This is a genomic window from Pseudoxanthomonas sp. USHLN014, assembly GCF_037153335.1.
GTDB classification, from domain to species: domain Bacteria; phylum Pseudomonadota; class Gammaproteobacteria; order Xanthomonadales; family Xanthomonadaceae; genus Pseudoxanthomonas_A; species Pseudoxanthomonas_A winnipegensis.
Genome location: NZ_JBBCKO010000003.1, coordinates 275,818 through 292,954, shown reverse-complemented (window position 1 = coordinate 292,954; position 17,137 = coordinate 275,818). Strand labels below are relative to the sequence as shown.

The 17,137-nt window shown below is 62.3% G+C and carries 8 protein-coding genes; 2 read left to right on the top strand and 6 right to left on the bottom strand.

Annotation, left to right across the window (positions count from 1 at the left end):
• Positions 1-4: 4 nt before the first annotated feature.
• Positions 5-2,338 carry a TonB-dependent receptor gene (locus tag WFQ05_RS08225; RefSeq protein WP_337053407.1) on the bottom strand — a complete coding sequence of 778 codons (2,334 nt, stop codon included), beginning with the start codon at positions 2,336-2,338 and terminating at the stop codon, positions 5-7.
• 294 nt (positions 2,339-2,632) lie between these two features.
• Here WFQ05_RS08225 and WFQ05_RS08220 point away from each other — a divergent pair, with 294 nt between their 5' ends.
• Positions 2,633-2,953 (top strand): helix-turn-helix transcriptional regulator, encoded by a 321-nt coding sequence (locus WFQ05_RS08220; RefSeq protein ID WP_337053406.1) that lies wholly within the window; start codon positions 2,633-2,635, stop codon positions 2,951-2,953.
• Between the two features lie 312 nt (positions 2,954-3,265).
• On the top strand, positions 3,266-3,550 hold the full coding sequence (locus WFQ05_RS08215) for a helix-turn-helix transcriptional regulator (protein ID WP_337053405.1): 285 nt from the start codon (positions 3,266-3,268) through the stop codon (positions 3,548-3,550).
• A gap of 753 nt (positions 3,551-4,303) precedes the next feature.
• On the opposite strand, the gene WFQ05_RS08210 is transcribed toward WFQ05_RS08215, so the two are convergent.
• The 5 genes from WFQ05_RS08210 to WFQ05_RS08190 all read right to left on the bottom strand — a co-directional run bounded on the left by WFQ05_RS08210 (position 4,304) and on the right by WFQ05_RS08190 (position 16,715).
• Complete coding sequence (locus WFQ05_RS08210; protein WP_337053404.1) at positions 4,304-8,533, bottom strand: Ig-like domain-containing protein; 4,230 nt, start codon at positions 8,531-8,533, stop codon at positions 4,304-4,306.
• Between the two features lie 258 nt (positions 8,534-8,791).
• Positions 8,792-11,548 carry an RHS repeat domain-containing protein gene (locus WFQ05_RS08205; protein ID WP_337053403.1) on the bottom strand — a complete coding sequence of 919 codons (2,757 nt, stop codon included), beginning with the start codon at positions 11,546-11,548 and terminating at the stop codon, positions 8,792-8,794.
• Between the two features lie 307 nt (positions 11,549-11,855).
• Positions 11,856-12,341, bottom strand: a complete 486-nt coding sequence (locus WFQ05_RS08200) for a hypothetical protein (protein ID WP_337053402.1) — start codon at positions 12,339-12,341, stop codon at positions 11,856-11,858.
• A 573-nt stretch (positions 12,342-12,914) separates the two neighbouring features.
• Entirely contained in the window at positions 12,915-15,209 is a 2,295-nt protein-coding gene (locus WFQ05_RS08195) for an NADP-dependent malic enzyme (protein WP_337053400.1), read from the bottom strand.
• Positions 15,210-15,392: 183 nt separating this feature from the next.
• On the bottom strand, positions 15,393-16,715 hold the full coding sequence (locus WFQ05_RS08190) for a dicarboxylate/amino acid:cation symporter (RefSeq protein WP_337053398.1): 1,323 nt from the start codon (positions 16,713-16,715) through the stop codon (positions 15,393-15,395).
• Positions 16,716-17,137: the final 422 nt, after the last annotated feature.

Below are 17,137 nucleotides of genomic sequence, written 5' to 3'. Positions count from 1 at the left end.
CCTCTCACCAGCGCTTTGACAAGGCCAATGCCAGGAATCTGCCTACCGCGGAGTAGTTGGTTGAGTCGTAGGGCGCCTCGCTTCGCGCAACAGCGGCATAACGCGGCGGCTCACGATCTAGAAGGTTCTGTGCCGTCAACTCGACCGTCAGCCCCGAGAGCAAGCCGTGCCAACCGGGCACTTCGTAGCCGATTGTTGCGTCGAAGGTGGTGAACGATGCGCCTTCCTTGCCGTCCAGCCGATTGCGCACGCCGCTTCTGTAGTTGCCGAACAACGATGTCGTCAGACCTCCCGAGTTCCACACCAAGCCCGCTCTTCCATTCAGCCTTGCTGGGTAGAACAGCGTGCCCGCCAAGTCGCTAGGCCGCTGGCCAGGCAGAGTCGCCTGCGTGCTTTCCATCCAGCCGGTCGAACCCCTAATCGTCAACTCTCCGAACTCCAGATCAAAGCGGTAACCTCCTGACAGATCGGCCCCGTGGATCCGCTGTCGCGCCGCGTTGACGCTCCGATTGTCCACGATGGCGATCACCTTGCGTGGGTCATAGGGCGCACCGGCATAGTTGAGAAAGCTCGCCGAATCAGCAATTGCCTGCGCCATCTGTGCCTGACTGGGATCACGCGTCACGAATGGCGCATAGATCGAATTGGCGAGCGCTTCCGAATACACCACCGGCTGCACGATTCGACCGGTGTAGTCGATGTCAAACCACGACAGTTCCGCCTCGAGCGCCGGGAGTGCTTCAGGATGGAAAGCCAGCGTGGCGCTCCAGGTTCGCGCCCGTTCGGGACTCAGGTCCGGATTGCTGCCTGATCGATAGAACACCGTCGCGGTACGAGGCACACCCGCAGCGCCAAACGTTGCTGCGGGATAGAGTGCAACGCTCTGAGTGCCGTAGAGTTGGAGAAGCCTCGGTGTCTTGAAAGATTTGCCCCACGACGTGCGCAAGGTGAAGTCGGCGTCGGGCGAGTAGATCAGCCCCAGCTTGGGCGTGGTGACCCGTCCATCCCGGTCGTAGTATTCTGTGCGTAGCGCGCCGGTTAGCGCCAGTCGACGTAGGCCCCTGATGTTCTGCGTCGGCGCCACCAGCGGCATGTTGAGCTCTGTGTAGGCGAAGCTGCTCTTTTCGCTACCATCGGCCAGCGTCCGATTGCTACTGATCCCGAGGCTGAGGAACTCGACATCCCTGTACCCGGCGCCTGCCGCCATTCTTACCTCGCCAGCCGGCAGATCCATCACTGGACCTTCCGCCCCCAGTTCGTAGGTGATGCTGCTATTGCTGTAGGTGCCCAGGCTGTTGGTGGAGACCAGACCCGTGTTGGTCTGTATGACCTGTTGATGCGTGTAGGTCTTGTCTCGGCCTAGAGACGCGCTCGCGGTCAGCGTCCAGTCGCTAGCCAGGGCGAGCACAAATGCTGGCGAAACGAGTGTGCTATGTGTCTCAGGCGTATTGTGATAGTAGGCCTTGGCATACCCGGTATCCGTGTATGCCTGGCGCTCCGTTCGCAGTGCGTCGATCTGGAAGGTCAGCGCCTCGCCAATCGATTGATGCCCGCTGATCAGCCCACTGCGAAGGTCGCTGCCCGACCACAGAGTCGCTGGCTGGTACATCGCCTGGGCAAAATCACGTTGCGACGCCTGGATGGGATCGATGGACTCGCGCTTAAGTGTGGCAGTCAGGCCTCCTGTCGGCCAGCGTTCGCCGGCTGTGGCCGTGTACGCACGCGTGCCCAGGCCGCCTTCGGTCGCGTGGCCAAACCGTGCACCGATCACCGCGCCCTCGAAGTCCTGCTTGAGGATCACGTTCGCCACGCCGCCCACCGCATCGGAACCGTACAGCGCAGACGCACCATCCGGGACGATCTCGATTCTTTCCACGGCCTCGACCGGGATCGCGCTGATGTCCACGCCCTGAGAAGCGCCGCCATAGGCCAAGCGGCGTCCATTGAGCAAGGTCAGCGAAGCGTCCTGGCCAAGACCCCGCAGGTTGAGACTCGAACCACCCGTCGTATTGAAGTTGTTGCCGCCGATGTTGGCACTGGCGAAGATCCCCGGATTCTGCCCGCCCCCGAAGTTCTGCGGCAGGCTACGGATCACTTCGCCCAGGTCGGTGAAGCCTTCCTCGCGGATGCGCGTGCTGTCGATGGTGATCACGGGCGAAGGCGTGGTGCCGCCCTTGATGCGTGTGCCGGTGACCTGGACGGTGTCGAGTTGGACGGCGGACTGGGTCGACAGGTCGTCCTGCCTTGGGTCCGTGGCCTGCTTGTCGCTATCGGCCCTGCGTGTGACTTCCTGTGCGTCGACGGCGCCGCTCAGCGCGACGGCGACCCAGAACAGCATGCTGCGAACGACATGTCGTGATTGCCGCGAATCCATGATGCGTCTTCCCCGTTGGCATCCGACAGGCACGACCTGAGCGTTGCGGCCGTCGGACAGCCGCAAGCGAAGGCGTATTCCCGTCTGTTGACTTGCTTTCCCCACGCCCACGCGGAGCGGCGGCCGCACGCGCCAGCTCTCAAGGCGAAAGGTCCCATGGCTACGATATACGTAGCACCGTGCACACTACGTTTTACGTAGTATCGATGTCAAGCGCTGTTTCTGAAGCTTCCGCATATCGAGGACTGATATGCACGCATGACGCGGAAGCCGCCAGGCAATGTCTACGGCCGACGCCTGCGCGAGGCGCGGGATTTCTACGGGTTCTCCCAGATCCATCTGGCGGTCGCCGCACGCCTGGATGAGTCCGGCGCCAGTGCGCGGATCAGTCGCTATGAAACCGGCGTCCATCAGCCCAAGCTCGGGTTGCAGAAGCTGTTCGCCGACGTGCTGGCGCTGCCGATCAGCTTCTTCTACATCGAGGATGACGCGGAAGCGCTGAGCGTCCTGGACGCGCATCGGAGTGAGGAGCCCATCCGCACCTTGGCGAGGGTCAGGTGCCAGCTGGGACAGACCTGATCTTCGAGGAAGTTGATCATGGGAGAGGATTAACGACGCGGACTCGGCGGGCACGTCTAAGCCATGGGCTGACCGCTTCCCCAAAGAAGCGCTGAAACAATTCTGCTTTAGCAGAGTCAGCACGCACCAGGCCAGGACATGCGCCTCGGCGCGTGCAGCCGCACCGCGGCCGACCAAGACAAACTTGGCTGCACGCCGCGTTCTACTTGCGCAACTTCATCGCCGCGCTTGCTAGGCTACGTAAATCGTAGTATCGAGGCAGCCCGGGCGACCGGAAGCTTTCCTGCATGGAAGGCACACAAGTACGCGCCCGTGGCTGACAGGCCGCCGCTCCCCGTCTACAGCCGCAGGCTACGGCAGGCGCGCGAGGCGCATGCGATCTCGCAGCGCGCCCTCGGCATCGCCGCCGGCCTGGACGAATTCGTCGCCAGCACCCGCGTGAACCGCTACGAGACCGGTGTCCACCAGCCCGACCTGCAGACCCTGCAGCGGCTCGCCGCCGTCCTCGAGCGCCCAGTCGCCTACTTCTACGCTGAGGACGATGACCTCGCCCAGCTGATTGCCGACTTCAAAGAGCGGCCGAGGGACAAGCGCTAACCGACTGCCACGACGGTAGAACCTGCCGCTGAACAGGCGGGGCGGGCCGCTAAAAAAATATCCCCCTTCAGTGCTCGATCTCCAACATCTTTACTGCGTCAGCTCAACGATAATTACCAACGATACGCGCTGCCCAGATGCATCAAGTAGAGAAGTGAGCAAATGAGCGCATGAATTTATTGCTTTAAATACAGTTCTCGATGATGGACTTAGAGCAGGAAACAACAGAACGCCAATTCTCAATAGCAACTAATTCAAACTACTACTTCCTTTTTATGATCACGGCGTCGCCAAGTGTGCGAGGGAGCTCCGCACTCTTCGAAGAAGCCTGTTCGTCAAGCACAGGCCAAATCGCACTGACCGGAATATTTAAAAGCTCCTTATCTCCTCCTCCATGGGTGTAGGTCATCGTGAAGGCCACATCCTTAGCAGCACTTGCGCCCGTACTCAAGCAGCCTGTCCATTTCACAGCTTGTGCTGAGGACTCCGTGATAACAGCCCCAGGATCGCATCTCGCATCGCCAAAGTGAGCGAAATCGGCCGTCAAGACTATCCGCTCCTGCGACTTGACTGACACCTCCTCGAAATCGCGTTTTGAGTTGATTCTCAGATCTTTTAAGTATGACTCCTTAACGCTTAAGCATACAAGTTGCCCGCAATAATTAGGTGCGTCTGATATGGTCTCGATGACACTACGGCTCGCACACCCAGTTGCGCATACTAAGGCCATATATGCCATTGTGATTAAGCGTTTCACTTCTCTATTTCCTTTTTTGTCGATCTGTTCTTCTTTGCCTCGTCGATGTTGACAGACTTTATTTCAATCCCATTTCGAGACGCCATAATATTCTTCCCGTCATACCCCGGCAATAAAATTGCCGGTCCACGAGTGCCGTTCTTATTGACCTTACTATCCTTGTAACCGTCGTTAATCCCTGCAAAATGTAATATATCATGAGCAGCAGCATCGACGAAGGAAGCTTTGCTTGAGTCAATATGCGCATCATTACCGCCAAGACTTTCTATGCCCTCTCCGATATCGCCATAATTTTTTTGATCGAGACCGGGGCTCAGATCCATTCTATTGACCCCTTTAGCCTTAGCATCACTGGAAATGACAAGGTCAATCTTATACTTTGCGTTATCAATTGCCAGACCTTCAACTCTGGCCTCAATCGCTGCCAAGGTCGAAGGTGAAGCATCTGCCCCACTAAAGTGCACTGGTATTAATAATGTAACATTACCGTTCTTGTCTTGTTTCCATACTGCGTCTCTACCATCAGGATCAATGAACTTATATGGGTTGCTGTTGGCATACCGGTATCGACTGAAGGCGCTAATTACGCTGTATGCTGTCACCGGATCAATCGACAAGAATTGTCCCAAGCTGGGATCATAATAGCGTTGTTGCATGTAAGTCATGCCAGTAGCGGCATCCTGCACATGCCCGGTGAACCCCGGGCCATCCTTCTCTCCTCGGTTAGCTAACTTACCGTACGGCTCGTACTCACTGATGTCGACTACCAACCGGCTCTGGTCCGTCACCGCTACCGGCGAGCCCAGCGCATCGGTGTGCTGATACTTGTTTGTAAACGCGCCACCGCCTGCGCTCTGCTCACGGATGGAGACCAAGCTACCGCTCAGATATATATAGTCAGATACGGTATTGGTGCGGGCGTCGCTGACATAGACGAGCTGACCACCACTGCCGTACTGAGTGCGTTTTGAGATTCCGTTGACAGTATCCAGCACACGCAGTCCCTTACCATCGTATAGGTAAGCACCTCTACTGCCCGAAACACTGCGCAACTGGTTACCGATGTCGAAACTGTATAGCACGCCGTTCTTGTTGCTTAGGTTGCCGCGGGCGTCGTAGTCCAGGCCGACGACGGTTGCGCCGCCGGGCCCGTCGGTGATGCTGGCCAGTCGGTTCTGCGCGTTGTAGATGTACCAGTAGTTGCGGGCGCTGTTGCCGCCGCTGATCTGTGCGCTGATGAGGTTGTCCAGCGCGTCGTAGCCGTACGCCGCGGTGCCGAACATGGGCGACGAGGCGTAGGTCAGACGGTCCAGACCATCGTAGGACATGGCGACGCTGCGTCGGCCGCCAGCACTGTAGTCGGTGATCTGCTTGACGTTGCCGTTGGCGTCGTAGGCATAGCCGGAGTCCAGCGGCCGCACGTCGCCCAGCGCATCGGTCGAACGCTCGGGCAGCTGCCTGGCGTTCTGCTGCATCGTGTGGACGATGCCGTTGCCGTAGGTGAACTGCTTGATCGCGCCATTCGGCCAGTAGCTTACGTCCGTGGCGAAGGAGCCTGCCTTGGTCGGCTGCCCCAACGCGTTGGGCGCGTAGTCTACGGTCATGCCGTGCCAGGTGTTGCTGGCCAGACTGCCGTTGCTATCGTAACCGTAGGCGTAGTCGGTCGCCGTGCCGGCGGCGTCCAGCCGCTCCAGCGTCATGAGGCGCCGGTGGTTGTAGAGGTAGCTGTTGGTGACCGTCCCGCCCCCGTTGCTGTTGTTGGTCGCGATTGCCTCGACCAGGCCGTCCGGCGTGTAGGTCAGCACCTGGTTGCCGATGCCGTCGGGGAAAGACACACTTTCGACCTGGTTGCGCACGGTGTAGGTACGGACCACTTTGGCCGAGGCGGGCACCTGGTCGCGGTCGCAACTGGTGGTCGAAGACAGCGACAGGCCGCTCGCACTCCAGATCACGTTGCCGGCGGCGTCGTAGTCCACCACGGTCGCACCCGATTCGGGCTCAATCGTCTTGCACAGCCGCTGGTATTGATCGTAGACGTAGGAGCGGGTCACCGAGGCAGGTGAGGCTGGCCCGAAGACCTGCGCAGTCACGGTCGCCGTCGTGGTCTGGCCGCCGCGCCGGTCCGTGGCGACGGCGCGCAGGTTGTAGGTCCCCGCAGCCAGACCGGTCAGGGTGTACTGATAGGGGGCGGATGTGGAGGAGCCCACCACCTGATCGTTGGACAGAAACTCGACCTTGACCACCGCATCGTCCGCGTCGCTGGCGGTGGCCGACATCTGGATCGAACCGGGCGCGGCCATGCGGGGGGACCCCGTCGGGGCCGTCAAGGTGATGCTGGGCAATTGGTTCTGCGGGACAGCGAAGGATCCAGAGTGGCTGATGAGGTTGTTGCCGCCACCGAGCGGAGACAACCCGTGGATATAGATACTCTTGCCCGCCTGCTGCCGGATCAGATCGTCGGAGAACGGGATGTCGAAGGCATACGCGGTCCCCTGGGTCTTGCAGATTCCCGCCACGTCCTGGCCAGACGCGCGGTTGGCGACGTACTCCCCTGCAAAGGCTCCAGTTCCCGCTGCTCCACCAACATACATGTGCACGGTGATCGACGAGGTAACATACGTCGAACAGGCCCAGCCCCAGACGTGGTGATTGTCTGGCTGGGCCATGTCACCGATCACCCGGGACGCGTAAACGGTCACAGCACCGCTCGTCGTGCTTGCGCCGCGGGTATCGGTGGCCCGTGCTGCCACGGTGTGGGCGCCCTCGGCGATCGAAGACCATGTCCCCTGATAGGGCGCACTGCTGTCGGTCGCAACGACGTTTCCGTCGCCAATAAACGCAACCGAGGCCACCGGGCCGTCCGGGTCCGAGGCGTTTGCTGCGAAACTGAAAGAGCCACCCTCGGCAATGATCGCGCCACCGCTTGGTGCGGTCAGTTGGGCGGTTGGGGCCTGGTTCTGCGGGACTGTGTACGAGCCCGAGTGCCCGATGAGGTTGTTGCCGCCGCCAAGGGGAGATAGGCCATGGATGTAGATGCTCTTGCCCGCGTGCTGTCGGACCAGGTCATCGGTAAGAGGTATCTCGAAAATGTACGCGGAACCTTGCGTCTTGCACGCAGCGGCGACATCCGTCCCAGACGACTTATTCGCTGAATACTCGCCAGCGTAAGTCCCAGTCCCATAAGGCCCCCCGACATAAAGATGGACCTGGATCGAACCCGCCCAATAGGTGGAGCAGGCCCACCCCCAGATCCGATAGCTATCCGGCTGACCGATGTCGCCAATCACGCGTGAGCCGTAGACGGTCACCGCAGAACTTGTCGTGCTGGCGCCACGCGTATCGGTCGCACGTGCAGCTAGCGAATGAGCGCCCTCCGCTACGGACGACCATGTGCCCTGATAAGGCGAACTGCTGGTGCTCAACAGTACGTTTCCATCGCCCAGGAAAGCAACCGAGGCCACGCCGTCGTCAGCATCCGAGGCGTTCGCGGCCAGCGAGAACGTTCCACCCTCCGCGATGATCGCCCCACCGCCCGGCGCGGTCAGCTGCGCCGTCGGCACTGCGTTCACGGGGATCCGGAAGTTGCCCGAGCCGGCGATCGCCGAGTTTGAAGCGCCTACGGGCGAGATACCATGCACATAGATGGTCTGCCCGCCGTACTGCATCACCATCGCGTTGGTGATTGGAATGCTGAAGCGATAGGCGGACCCACCCGCTTGGCAGGCGCTGGCCACACCAGTCTCACTTGCATTGCTCGCCCGGAACCCGCCAAGCATCGTACCTCCGCCGCCGGCGGGGCCGCCGACATACAGGTGCACGTCGATCGAGGTATTCAGGCGCGTGGAGCACGCCCAGCCGTTGATGCTGCCGCCGCCGATCCCGTCGATGTTGCCCTTGATGACCGACTCGAGTACCTGGACCGAGACGTTGGAGGAGAGGTTGCCGAACCACGCCACGCCGTCCTGGACCATCCTCCACTGGAAGTTGTAGGTTCCCGGTGTGCGTGGCGCGGTCGCATTGAAATTGAAGGTCGCCGTCTGCCCAGTGGCCGTGGCGCCCGGCAGCCCCACTCGGCCCGTGCCCCAGGTGCTGTTATCGCCCGGGTTCTGGGAGCCGAGGTTGAATGCGGAACCCGAAGTCCATGTCATCGTGCCCGTATTCTTGAACGCCAAAGACGCGCCATAAGTCTGCCCCACCACCATGGTCGTTGGCACGCTCTGCGACACGAAAGCCGCATCGCGCGGAGGGGTGTTGTCCGCGGGCGGATCGTCTGGGCAGATGTTGCCGGAGCCTGCAGTCGAACCGTCAGGGCATTTCCTGGCAGCCCATGAGGGCGCCGCGTGAAGCATCAACAGCAGGCACACGGCAATAGCGCATACGTGGCCGCGAGCGGCTCGCAGGCCCGGCCTAACAAATTTCATGTCCCGAGATCCCTCTATTGGGCCTTTGAATATTCGGTCGCGACTCGAAAGGCTTGGCGGCGCTTATCCGCCAGACTTGGTTCTGCTAATACTCATCGGCTTGCCGAAGACATCACGCGCGATCGTGGTCTTCGCCCCTTCTTGTGCATCGATAACGGTTGGCGTTTCGTAGTTCGGCGTGTCGAAAGCCTGGAAGCTCGTCACGACCTTATGGCCCAGCGGATCGGTCGTACGCGTCTTGTTGCCCGTCAGGTACTCCGTGAGCGTCGTCAGCGTTCCGCCTTCGCTGTCCTGCGAGGAGGACGTCAGGCGGCCTAGCGCGTCGTAGCTCTTCCAGACACCGCTGGTTGTGCCGCTCGAACTGCTCGGATAGGAGGCAAAGGTCTGCCGCCCTTCGGCGTCATATGCGAAGCGCTGGAAGCGCACGGTTCCCGCCTCATTTGCAGCATCGAATTCACGAACAAGCGTGGGCCGCCATAGTCCGTCGTAATAGGTGAGTTTGCGATTGTTCCCTTGAGACACCACCTGTCGCCAGTGTCCAGCGCCCAGGCCATATTCGTCCGAAGCGACCGGCTCAAACACCTGTGTGGTGGAACTCCAAACCTGGTTATCGTTCGGATAGTTCAGCGAAGCCAAGCGACCCATGGCGTCATAGCCATAGCTGTATCGATTCCCCAGTTCGTCCGTGCGACTGGTGATCCAACCAGCGTCACTTACGACTGCCGACTGGGAGTTCCCGTCCGCATGGACGACGCTCTGGGCGATACCCCGCTTCCAGTTCGAGAAATTCGTGGCGTGGCCAACTGCATCCGTCGCGCTCGAAAGCGTTCCGTCAGCGTTATACGCATATGTGCCGGCCAGCTGGCCGAACGCATATGCTTTCACAAGAACTCCCGAGGCCGTGTACTCTCCGGCGGACATCACCACACCGGTATCGGAGTTAGTGACCGAGGCGACTTGATCCATGATCCAGAGCGATGGCACATCCTTGTACGAGCGCTTTTCCTTGACTGTGCCGGACGGGCCTGTCCGCGTCACTTCCAATTGACGTGCAAAGGAATCAAACGTCGTCGTCCAGGAGAAACTTGTCCCTTCTTGCTGTATCAGCCGACCATTGAGCGGATGGTATTGACTCGCGTAGTTCCCATCGCCGCGCGGCTGGATGCTGTATCCGATGTAGGCGGGATACGGGCCGGCATCGGGCGCTGCATACGTCCGTGTCTCGGTACGCAGCGCAGCGCCTCCCGATAGCGCGGATTGCTGACTGAGCAACTGGCCCTCGTTGACACGGAAGCGGTTGCCGTACATCAGCTTGTCAATGCTGCCGTCGGGTTTGGTAACGGTCGTGGTCCTGAGCGCGGGTGTCGACGCCGTGCATTTCGGCGCAGCCGTCGCGTTCGAAGGAACCGAAGATGGAATCCAGCAACCAGCGGTTTCGTCGTAGGCGTAGGTCCAACTGTAACCCGCGCTGGGCAAGCCTGGACCGGTGATGGACTTGGAGACCAAGGCCATCGCGTACGACTCTTTGGGGTAGTACGCATAGAACTGGTCGGTACTGATGCCGTCAACCGACAGGCACTCACGCGGGACCCAAGTGCGCGACATGCGAACCGCTTGCAGCCCGAATGTGATGACCGCGCCACTGGGATGCGTCACAGTCCCCGTAGAGGTGCCTCCGCCCGTTGTCGTGTCGCAACTCCCGTGCTGCCCAGGCGTGCGGGAAACCAGCGATTCGAGGTTGAATTTCCAACTGCTTTGATCGGGCAGGGTCACCTGACCCAACGAGATCGACGTTGCGTAGCTGTATGTCCACGTACGGCCAGCACTGCTCGCCGTCTTGATCTGGTAACCGCTTGCGTCGACATAGGTAAAGGCGATCGAGCGACCGTCGCTGCTGGTGATCGACTGCAATTGGTTCGCGTTCGAAGGATTCCAGTTGTAGGTCACCGTGTTCCCGAACCGGTCCGTGACCTGCGTCGGATAGATGACGTATTCGTTGCGGTAAAGGATGTAACCGTTGTAAGCCTGGGGCGTGATGATGGTTGAACGGCTTGCAGACGCAACTTGAGGTGCGGCTGATGACTTCTTCAACGCAGTGTGGCTACGCGTGGTCATGTGATCGAACCGATACCGCGTGCCATCGCGGGTCACGACCTCGAAGCCCTCGCCGATCGAGGGACTACTGCCGCTGGCGAGATTGGCTACACAGGTGACGGCAGAGCCGTCAGCCAATGTCAGGCCATAGGAGCGCCCGTCGGTGGGCACAGCTGCAGGGTTGGAGAGAAGCTCCTGGTCCCCCTTCCCGGGAAGGTAAACAAAGGTGCCTTGCCAGTACTCGCCAGCTGCGAAATCTCCGCCTTGCTGGCCTACCGCGTCCGGCGGCGCCTCGTAATTCGAGCAGCGCGTTTTCCTGATTTCCCCACTACCAAAAGCCCAATCACTGCCAAGGGGAAACACACCATGGATGGACGGAATGGAAAGATCCCAATCACCGAAGAAGCCGTGAAAGCCGTCTGTCCCTTGACCAGCGCTCAAACGACGAGTGACCTCAACGGCCAAGGCATTGTTGCCGGGCACAGAGATGTCGGTCTGGGTCAAGCCCAGGGATCCGCTGTAGAGGTTGACCTCATCGCCGGCCAAGCCCGTATTGAGGCCTTTGACCTGCGAGGTCGCGGTGACCAGCTTGTTGAACTCTTCGGGAAGCGTGACGCTCTGAGCGCTGAGGGACGCCACCGGCACAAGCATCAAGCATGGCAACAGAATTGTGGACAGCACTTCCTTGTATGACAGCCACAGGCTGTCATTCCACTTGGCACGCATCGATATCCCCTATGCCAAGGCAGCAGCCCCATACCGCCCGAATCCTTAGCAGTGGGGCTATTAGCGCGCGGGCATGACCAGATTGTCAAGCGCGTCACATTCGCCTTCTTCCAGGCGTTGCGCAGCGATCGAGTCGAGAGCACAAATGTACTGTCAAGCGAGCAGGCGATGCTTGAGGGTCTTTACTGCTCAACGTACAGCGCAAGAATGCTGTCCACCCATCCGGCGTCGGGGTCGTACCGGCTCCTTTCCGCAGGAATACAACCGCAAACAAAAGCGCCCCGGCGGGACCGGGGCGCTTGGTGGGTCAGGCTTCCAGGCCCCACTTGTCGGGGTCGGCGGGCTTTTGCTTGTAGATCGTGCCGGCGAAGTCGACGTGCAGTTCGGTCCAGTCGCCCTCTCCCTGATAGGCGAGCACTTCGAAGTGTTTCGGTTTGCGTTCCGGCTTGCCGTGGGTGGTCCATCCGGCCTGTTTGACGGCGGTCAGGGCGGCTCGCGGATCGGCGGGCACATCCGGGTGGTGATGATGGTGGTGCTTCGGGCCGTGGTGGGGCTTCTTGTGCTCCACTTCGACGAAGCGTCCGCCCTTCTTGCTGATGCGGGTGACCTTGATCTCCGAGGGGCGTTGTTCGCCCTCCAGTTTCACTGAGAGGCCCTGCTGGAGAGGGAAGGCTTCGGCGCCTTTGGGACCCAGGTCGGCCAGGTGGACCTGGTCGCCGGACTGCAGGGTGAATCGATGCGCGAAGACGTGTTCGATGACGCCGGTCAACGCGACTGTTTCATGGTGCGGCATGCATTTCTCCTAAGAGCGCCCAACCGCGGGCGCGGCAAGGGAATGCGTGCGGGCTGGGGGCGTTTCAAGCGCGGGGCTTGGCGCGGTTGGCGGGCGTGCAGGTTTGTGGTGTGGGCGCGTGGAGATGCAGGGGACTTGGTTCGTCCTCACAACGGTGCGCGTGAAGAGGGGCTCGGCTTGGTTGTGCGGCCGGCGATACGATGGGCCCGGCTGGCATCCGCGCGGAATGGGTGCTGTGGATCGCAGGTGGTGAGCGATACGTCCATGGATTCCCGCTTTCGCGGGAATGACGGGCTGATGGGGCTCCTGTGGGAGCCGCCATGGCGGCGATCGGGCTCTCAAGGTAAAGCCTCATCGCCGCCATGGCGGCTCCCACCTTGCAGCCGGCGACTGGATCATCCCGCCGCGGCCTGGCGCTCTCGGGGTCCGCGCAGGCGTGCGCGACGAGTGGAGACTCGCGACGGGTTATCGAGCCTGCCCGCATGCGGTGGCGTTGGGGCGATGCCTGGGGTCCAGTAGATGCCTGGGACCCGGTACACGCCAGGGCCCCGCGTTGCGCGGGGCCCGACCGGCTTACTCGCCCTCGCCGCGATTGGCCAGCTGCTCGCGGATCTGGGCGTCGACCGCGGCGATGGCGGTCATGTTGAGCACGCGGCGCGGGGTGGCGCTGGCGGTGAGGATGTGGACCGGCTTGGACACGCCCATCAGGATCGGGCCGATGGCCACGCCCTCGGTGAACACGCGCACCAGGTTGTAGGCGATGTTGGCCGCCTCCAGGTTGGGCAGCACGAACAGGTTGGCGCGGCCCTTGAGGGTGCTGTTGGGCATGATCTGCCGGCGCAGGGTCTCGTCCCAGGCGGTATCGCCCTGCATCTCGCCGTCCATGTTGAGGTCGGGCCGGCGCTTGAGCAGCAGTTCGCGCACCGCGCGCATCTTCAGGGCGTCGCGCGAGTCGTGGCTGCCGAAGTTGGAGTGCGACAGCAGCGCAACCTTGGGCTCGATACCGAACAGCTTCAGGCGGAAGGCGGCCTGCAACGTGGCCTCGGCGATCTGCTCGGCGGTCGGATCTTCCTGCACGTGCGTGTCGACGAAGAAGAACGCGCCCTGCTGGTTGATCACGCCGGTCATGGCCGAGGTGGAGCTCACGCGCGGCTCCAGCGGGATGACGCTGCGCGCGTAGCCGAGCTTCTTGTGGAAGCGTCCGACGATGCCGGTGAGCATGGCGTCGGCCTCGCCGCGGGCCACCATCACCGCCGCGATCAGGGTCGGCCGCGAGCGCATCAACTCCTTGGCCGCGGCCACGGTCACGCCGCGGCGTTCGGTCAGGGCGTGGTAGGTCTGCCAGTACTCGTTGAAGCGCGGGTCGTCGTGGATGTTGGTGACTTCGAAGTCCTGGCCGGCGACCAGGCGCAGGCCCATGCGCTTGATGCGCTGGTCGATCACCTCCGGGCGACCGATCAGGATCGGGAAGGCCACGCCTTCATCGACCACGGTCTGCACGGCGCGCAGCACCACTTCCTCCTCGCCCTCGGCGTAGACCACGCGCTTGCGATCGGCGCGGGCGCGGTCGTACACCGGCTTCATCATCAGGCTGGTGCGGTAGACGAACTGGCTCAGGGTGTTGCGGTAGGCCTCCATGTCCTCGATGGGGCGCTCTGCTATCCCTGAGTCCATCGCCGCCTGCGCCACGGCGCTGGACAGCTCCACCAGCAGGCGCGGGTCGAGCGGGCGCGGGATCAGATAGTCGGGGCCGAAGCTGGGCGTCTCGCCGCCATAGGCCGCGCCCAGGTCGGAGGCCTCGCGCCGGGCCAGGGCGGCGATGGCGCGCACGCAGGCGACCTTCATCGCCTCGTTGATGCCGGTGGCGCCGCAGTCCAGCGCGCCGCGGAACAGGTAGGGGAAGCACAGCACGTTGTTGATCTGGTTCGGATAGTCCGAACGCCCGGTGCCGATGATCGCGTCCGGGCGCGCCTCCTTGGCGACCTCGGGCATGATCTCCGGGTTGGGATTGGCCAGGGCGAAGATGATCGGCTGCGGCGCCATCGACTTGACCATCTCGGGCGTCAGGATGCCCGGGGCCGACAGGCCCAGGAAGATGTCCGCGCCCTGGACGATCTCAGCCAGGGTGCGCTTGTCCGTGTCGCGCGCGTAGCGCTGCTTGTCCGGATCCAGGTCGGTGCGACCGGTGTGGATGACGCCTTCGCGGTCCAGGGCCAGGATGTTCTCGGGCTTGAGGCCCAGCGAGACCAGCATGTTGACGCAGGAGATGCCGGCCGCGCCCATGCCCGTGGTCGCCAGCTTGACCTCTTCGATCTTCTTGCCGGTGACGATCATGGCGTTGAGCACCGCCGCGCCGACGATGATCGCGGTGCCGTGCTGGTCGTCATGGAACACCGGGATGTTCATCTTCTCGCGCAGCGTGCGCTCGACCTTGAAACACTCCGGGGCCTTGATGTCCTCCAGGTTGATGCCGCCGAAGGACGGCTCCAGCGAGGCGATGATCTCGATCAGCTTGTCCGGGTCGGTCTCGTTGATCTCAATGTCGAACACGTCGATGCCGGCGAACTTCTGGAACAGCACGCCCTTGCCTTCCATCACCGGCTTGGCCGCCAGCGGGCCGATCGCGCCCAGGCCCAGCACTGCGGTGCCGTTGGTGATCACCGCCACCAGGTTGCCACGCGCGGTATAGGTGCTGGCGGCCTTGGGATCGGCGGCGATCTCCTCGCAGGCATAGGCCACTCCGGGCGAATAGGCCAGGGCCAGGTCGCGCTGGGTGATCATCGGCTTGGTGGCGATGACCTTGATCTTCCCGGCGGGCGACTGGCTGTGGTAGTCCAGCGCGGCTTGCTTGAATTCTTCTTTGGACATCGGCGTGGTGGGCATCTTCGATGGGGGTTGGATTCTAGCGCCGCGATCCTGAGTGGACCGGCAGTGGCGGCGATGGGAGGTCCCACCTGGCGGGAACCGGGCGCTTGCGCTCGGTCCCGACTCCAGACGCAAGAGGCCGGGCTTGTGGGCCCGGCCTCTTGAGGCATCTGGCGCGGCAGGGCCTTACGCGGTGATCGGCAGGCGGTCCGGATCGGACTCCAGCTTGCCGTCCAGGGCGGCGTTGAGCTTGTCGCGGTCCAGCGCGTTCTCCCAGCGCGAGACCACGATGGTGGCCACCGCGTTGCCGGTGAAGTTGGTCAGCGAGCGGCATTCGGACATAAAGCGGTCCACGCCCAGGATCAGCGCCATGCCGGCCACCGGCACCTCAGGCACCACCGACAGCGTGGCGGCCAGGGTGATGAAGCCCGCGCCGGTGACGCCGGCCGCGCCCTTGGAGCTGAGCATGGCCACCAGCAGCAGGGTGATCTGGTGGCCCAGGGTCAGCTCGGTGTTCGTCGCCTGGGCGATGAACAGCGCGGCCAGGGTCATGTAGATGTTGGTACCGTCCAGGTTGAACGAGTAGCCGGTCGGCACGACCAGGCCCACCACCGACTTCTTGCAGCCGGCCTGCTCCATCTTCTCCATCAGCGAGGGCAGCGCCGACTCGGAGGAGGAGGTGCCCAGCACCAGCAGCAGCTCGGCCTTGAGGTAACGGATCAGCTTGAGGACCGAGAAGCCGCACAGCCGGCAGACGAGCCCTAAGATCACCAGCACGAACAGCAGCGAGGTGATGTAGAAGCTGCCCACCAGCCAGGCCAGGTTGGCCAGCACCGCCAGGCCGTACTTGCCGATGGTGAAGGCGATCGCGCCGAAGGCGCCGATCGGGGCGGCCTTCATCAGGATGTGCACCAGGCGGAACACCGGGGTGACCAGTGCATTGAGGAAATCGACGATGGGCCGGCCGCGCTCGCCGGTCATCGCCAGCGCGATGCCGAACAGCACGGCCACGAACAGCACCTGCAGGATGTTGTCGCCCACGAACGGGCTGATCAGCGTCTTGGGGATGATGTCCATCAAGAAGCCGGTGACCGTCATGTCGTGGGTCGCGTTGACGTACTGATCGACCTTGGTGTGGTCCAGATCGGCGACGTTGACGTTCATGCCCGCACCCGGCTGCACGACGTGGGCGACCACCATGCCCACGATCAGCGCCAGGGTGGAGAAGAACAGGAAGTAGATCATCGCCTTGCCGAAGACCCGACCCACGCTGCGCAGATGGGTCATGCCGGCGATGCCGGTGACGATGGTCAGGAAGATCACCGGGCCGATGATCATCTTCACCAGCTTGACGAAGGCATCGCCCAGCGGCTTGAGCGCCTCGCCCAGCTTGGGGTCGAAGTAGCCGACCAGCACGCCGATGATGATGGCCACGATCACCTGGAAGTACAGGTGCCGGTAGAACGGGAGCGGCTTGGACGGCGCCACGCCGGCGCTGGGAATGTGCATGGTCGGTGGACTCCTGAGGAGAGAGGCGCGGGCGGACGGTACGACCCACGGAACGAGGCGCACGGTAGCCCCTGCCGCGGCGGCGGGCATTAGCACATTGGTACTAAGCGTCATTAACAGGCCTTTGGCGGCGTTTCCGCGGACGGGCGCGACACTCTTCGCCCCTCCCCTTGCCCGCAACGCGGGCAGGGGGAGGTTGGGAGGGGGTCGCTTCTTGCGCGGTGGCTGGAGAAGCGAAGCAAAAGCAACCCCTCCCCCTCAGTCGCTAGCCGCGACTTCGAGCTCCCCTTCGCCTTCGGCGAAAGGAAGCGACCGTTCCTGCGGGCTGCTGGCGCTTCGGATGCGACGGAGGAGGCCGGGAGGCGACGCTCGCGCTCGGCCGCGCTTTGCGCTCCTCCCCTTGCCCGCAGCACGGGCAGGGG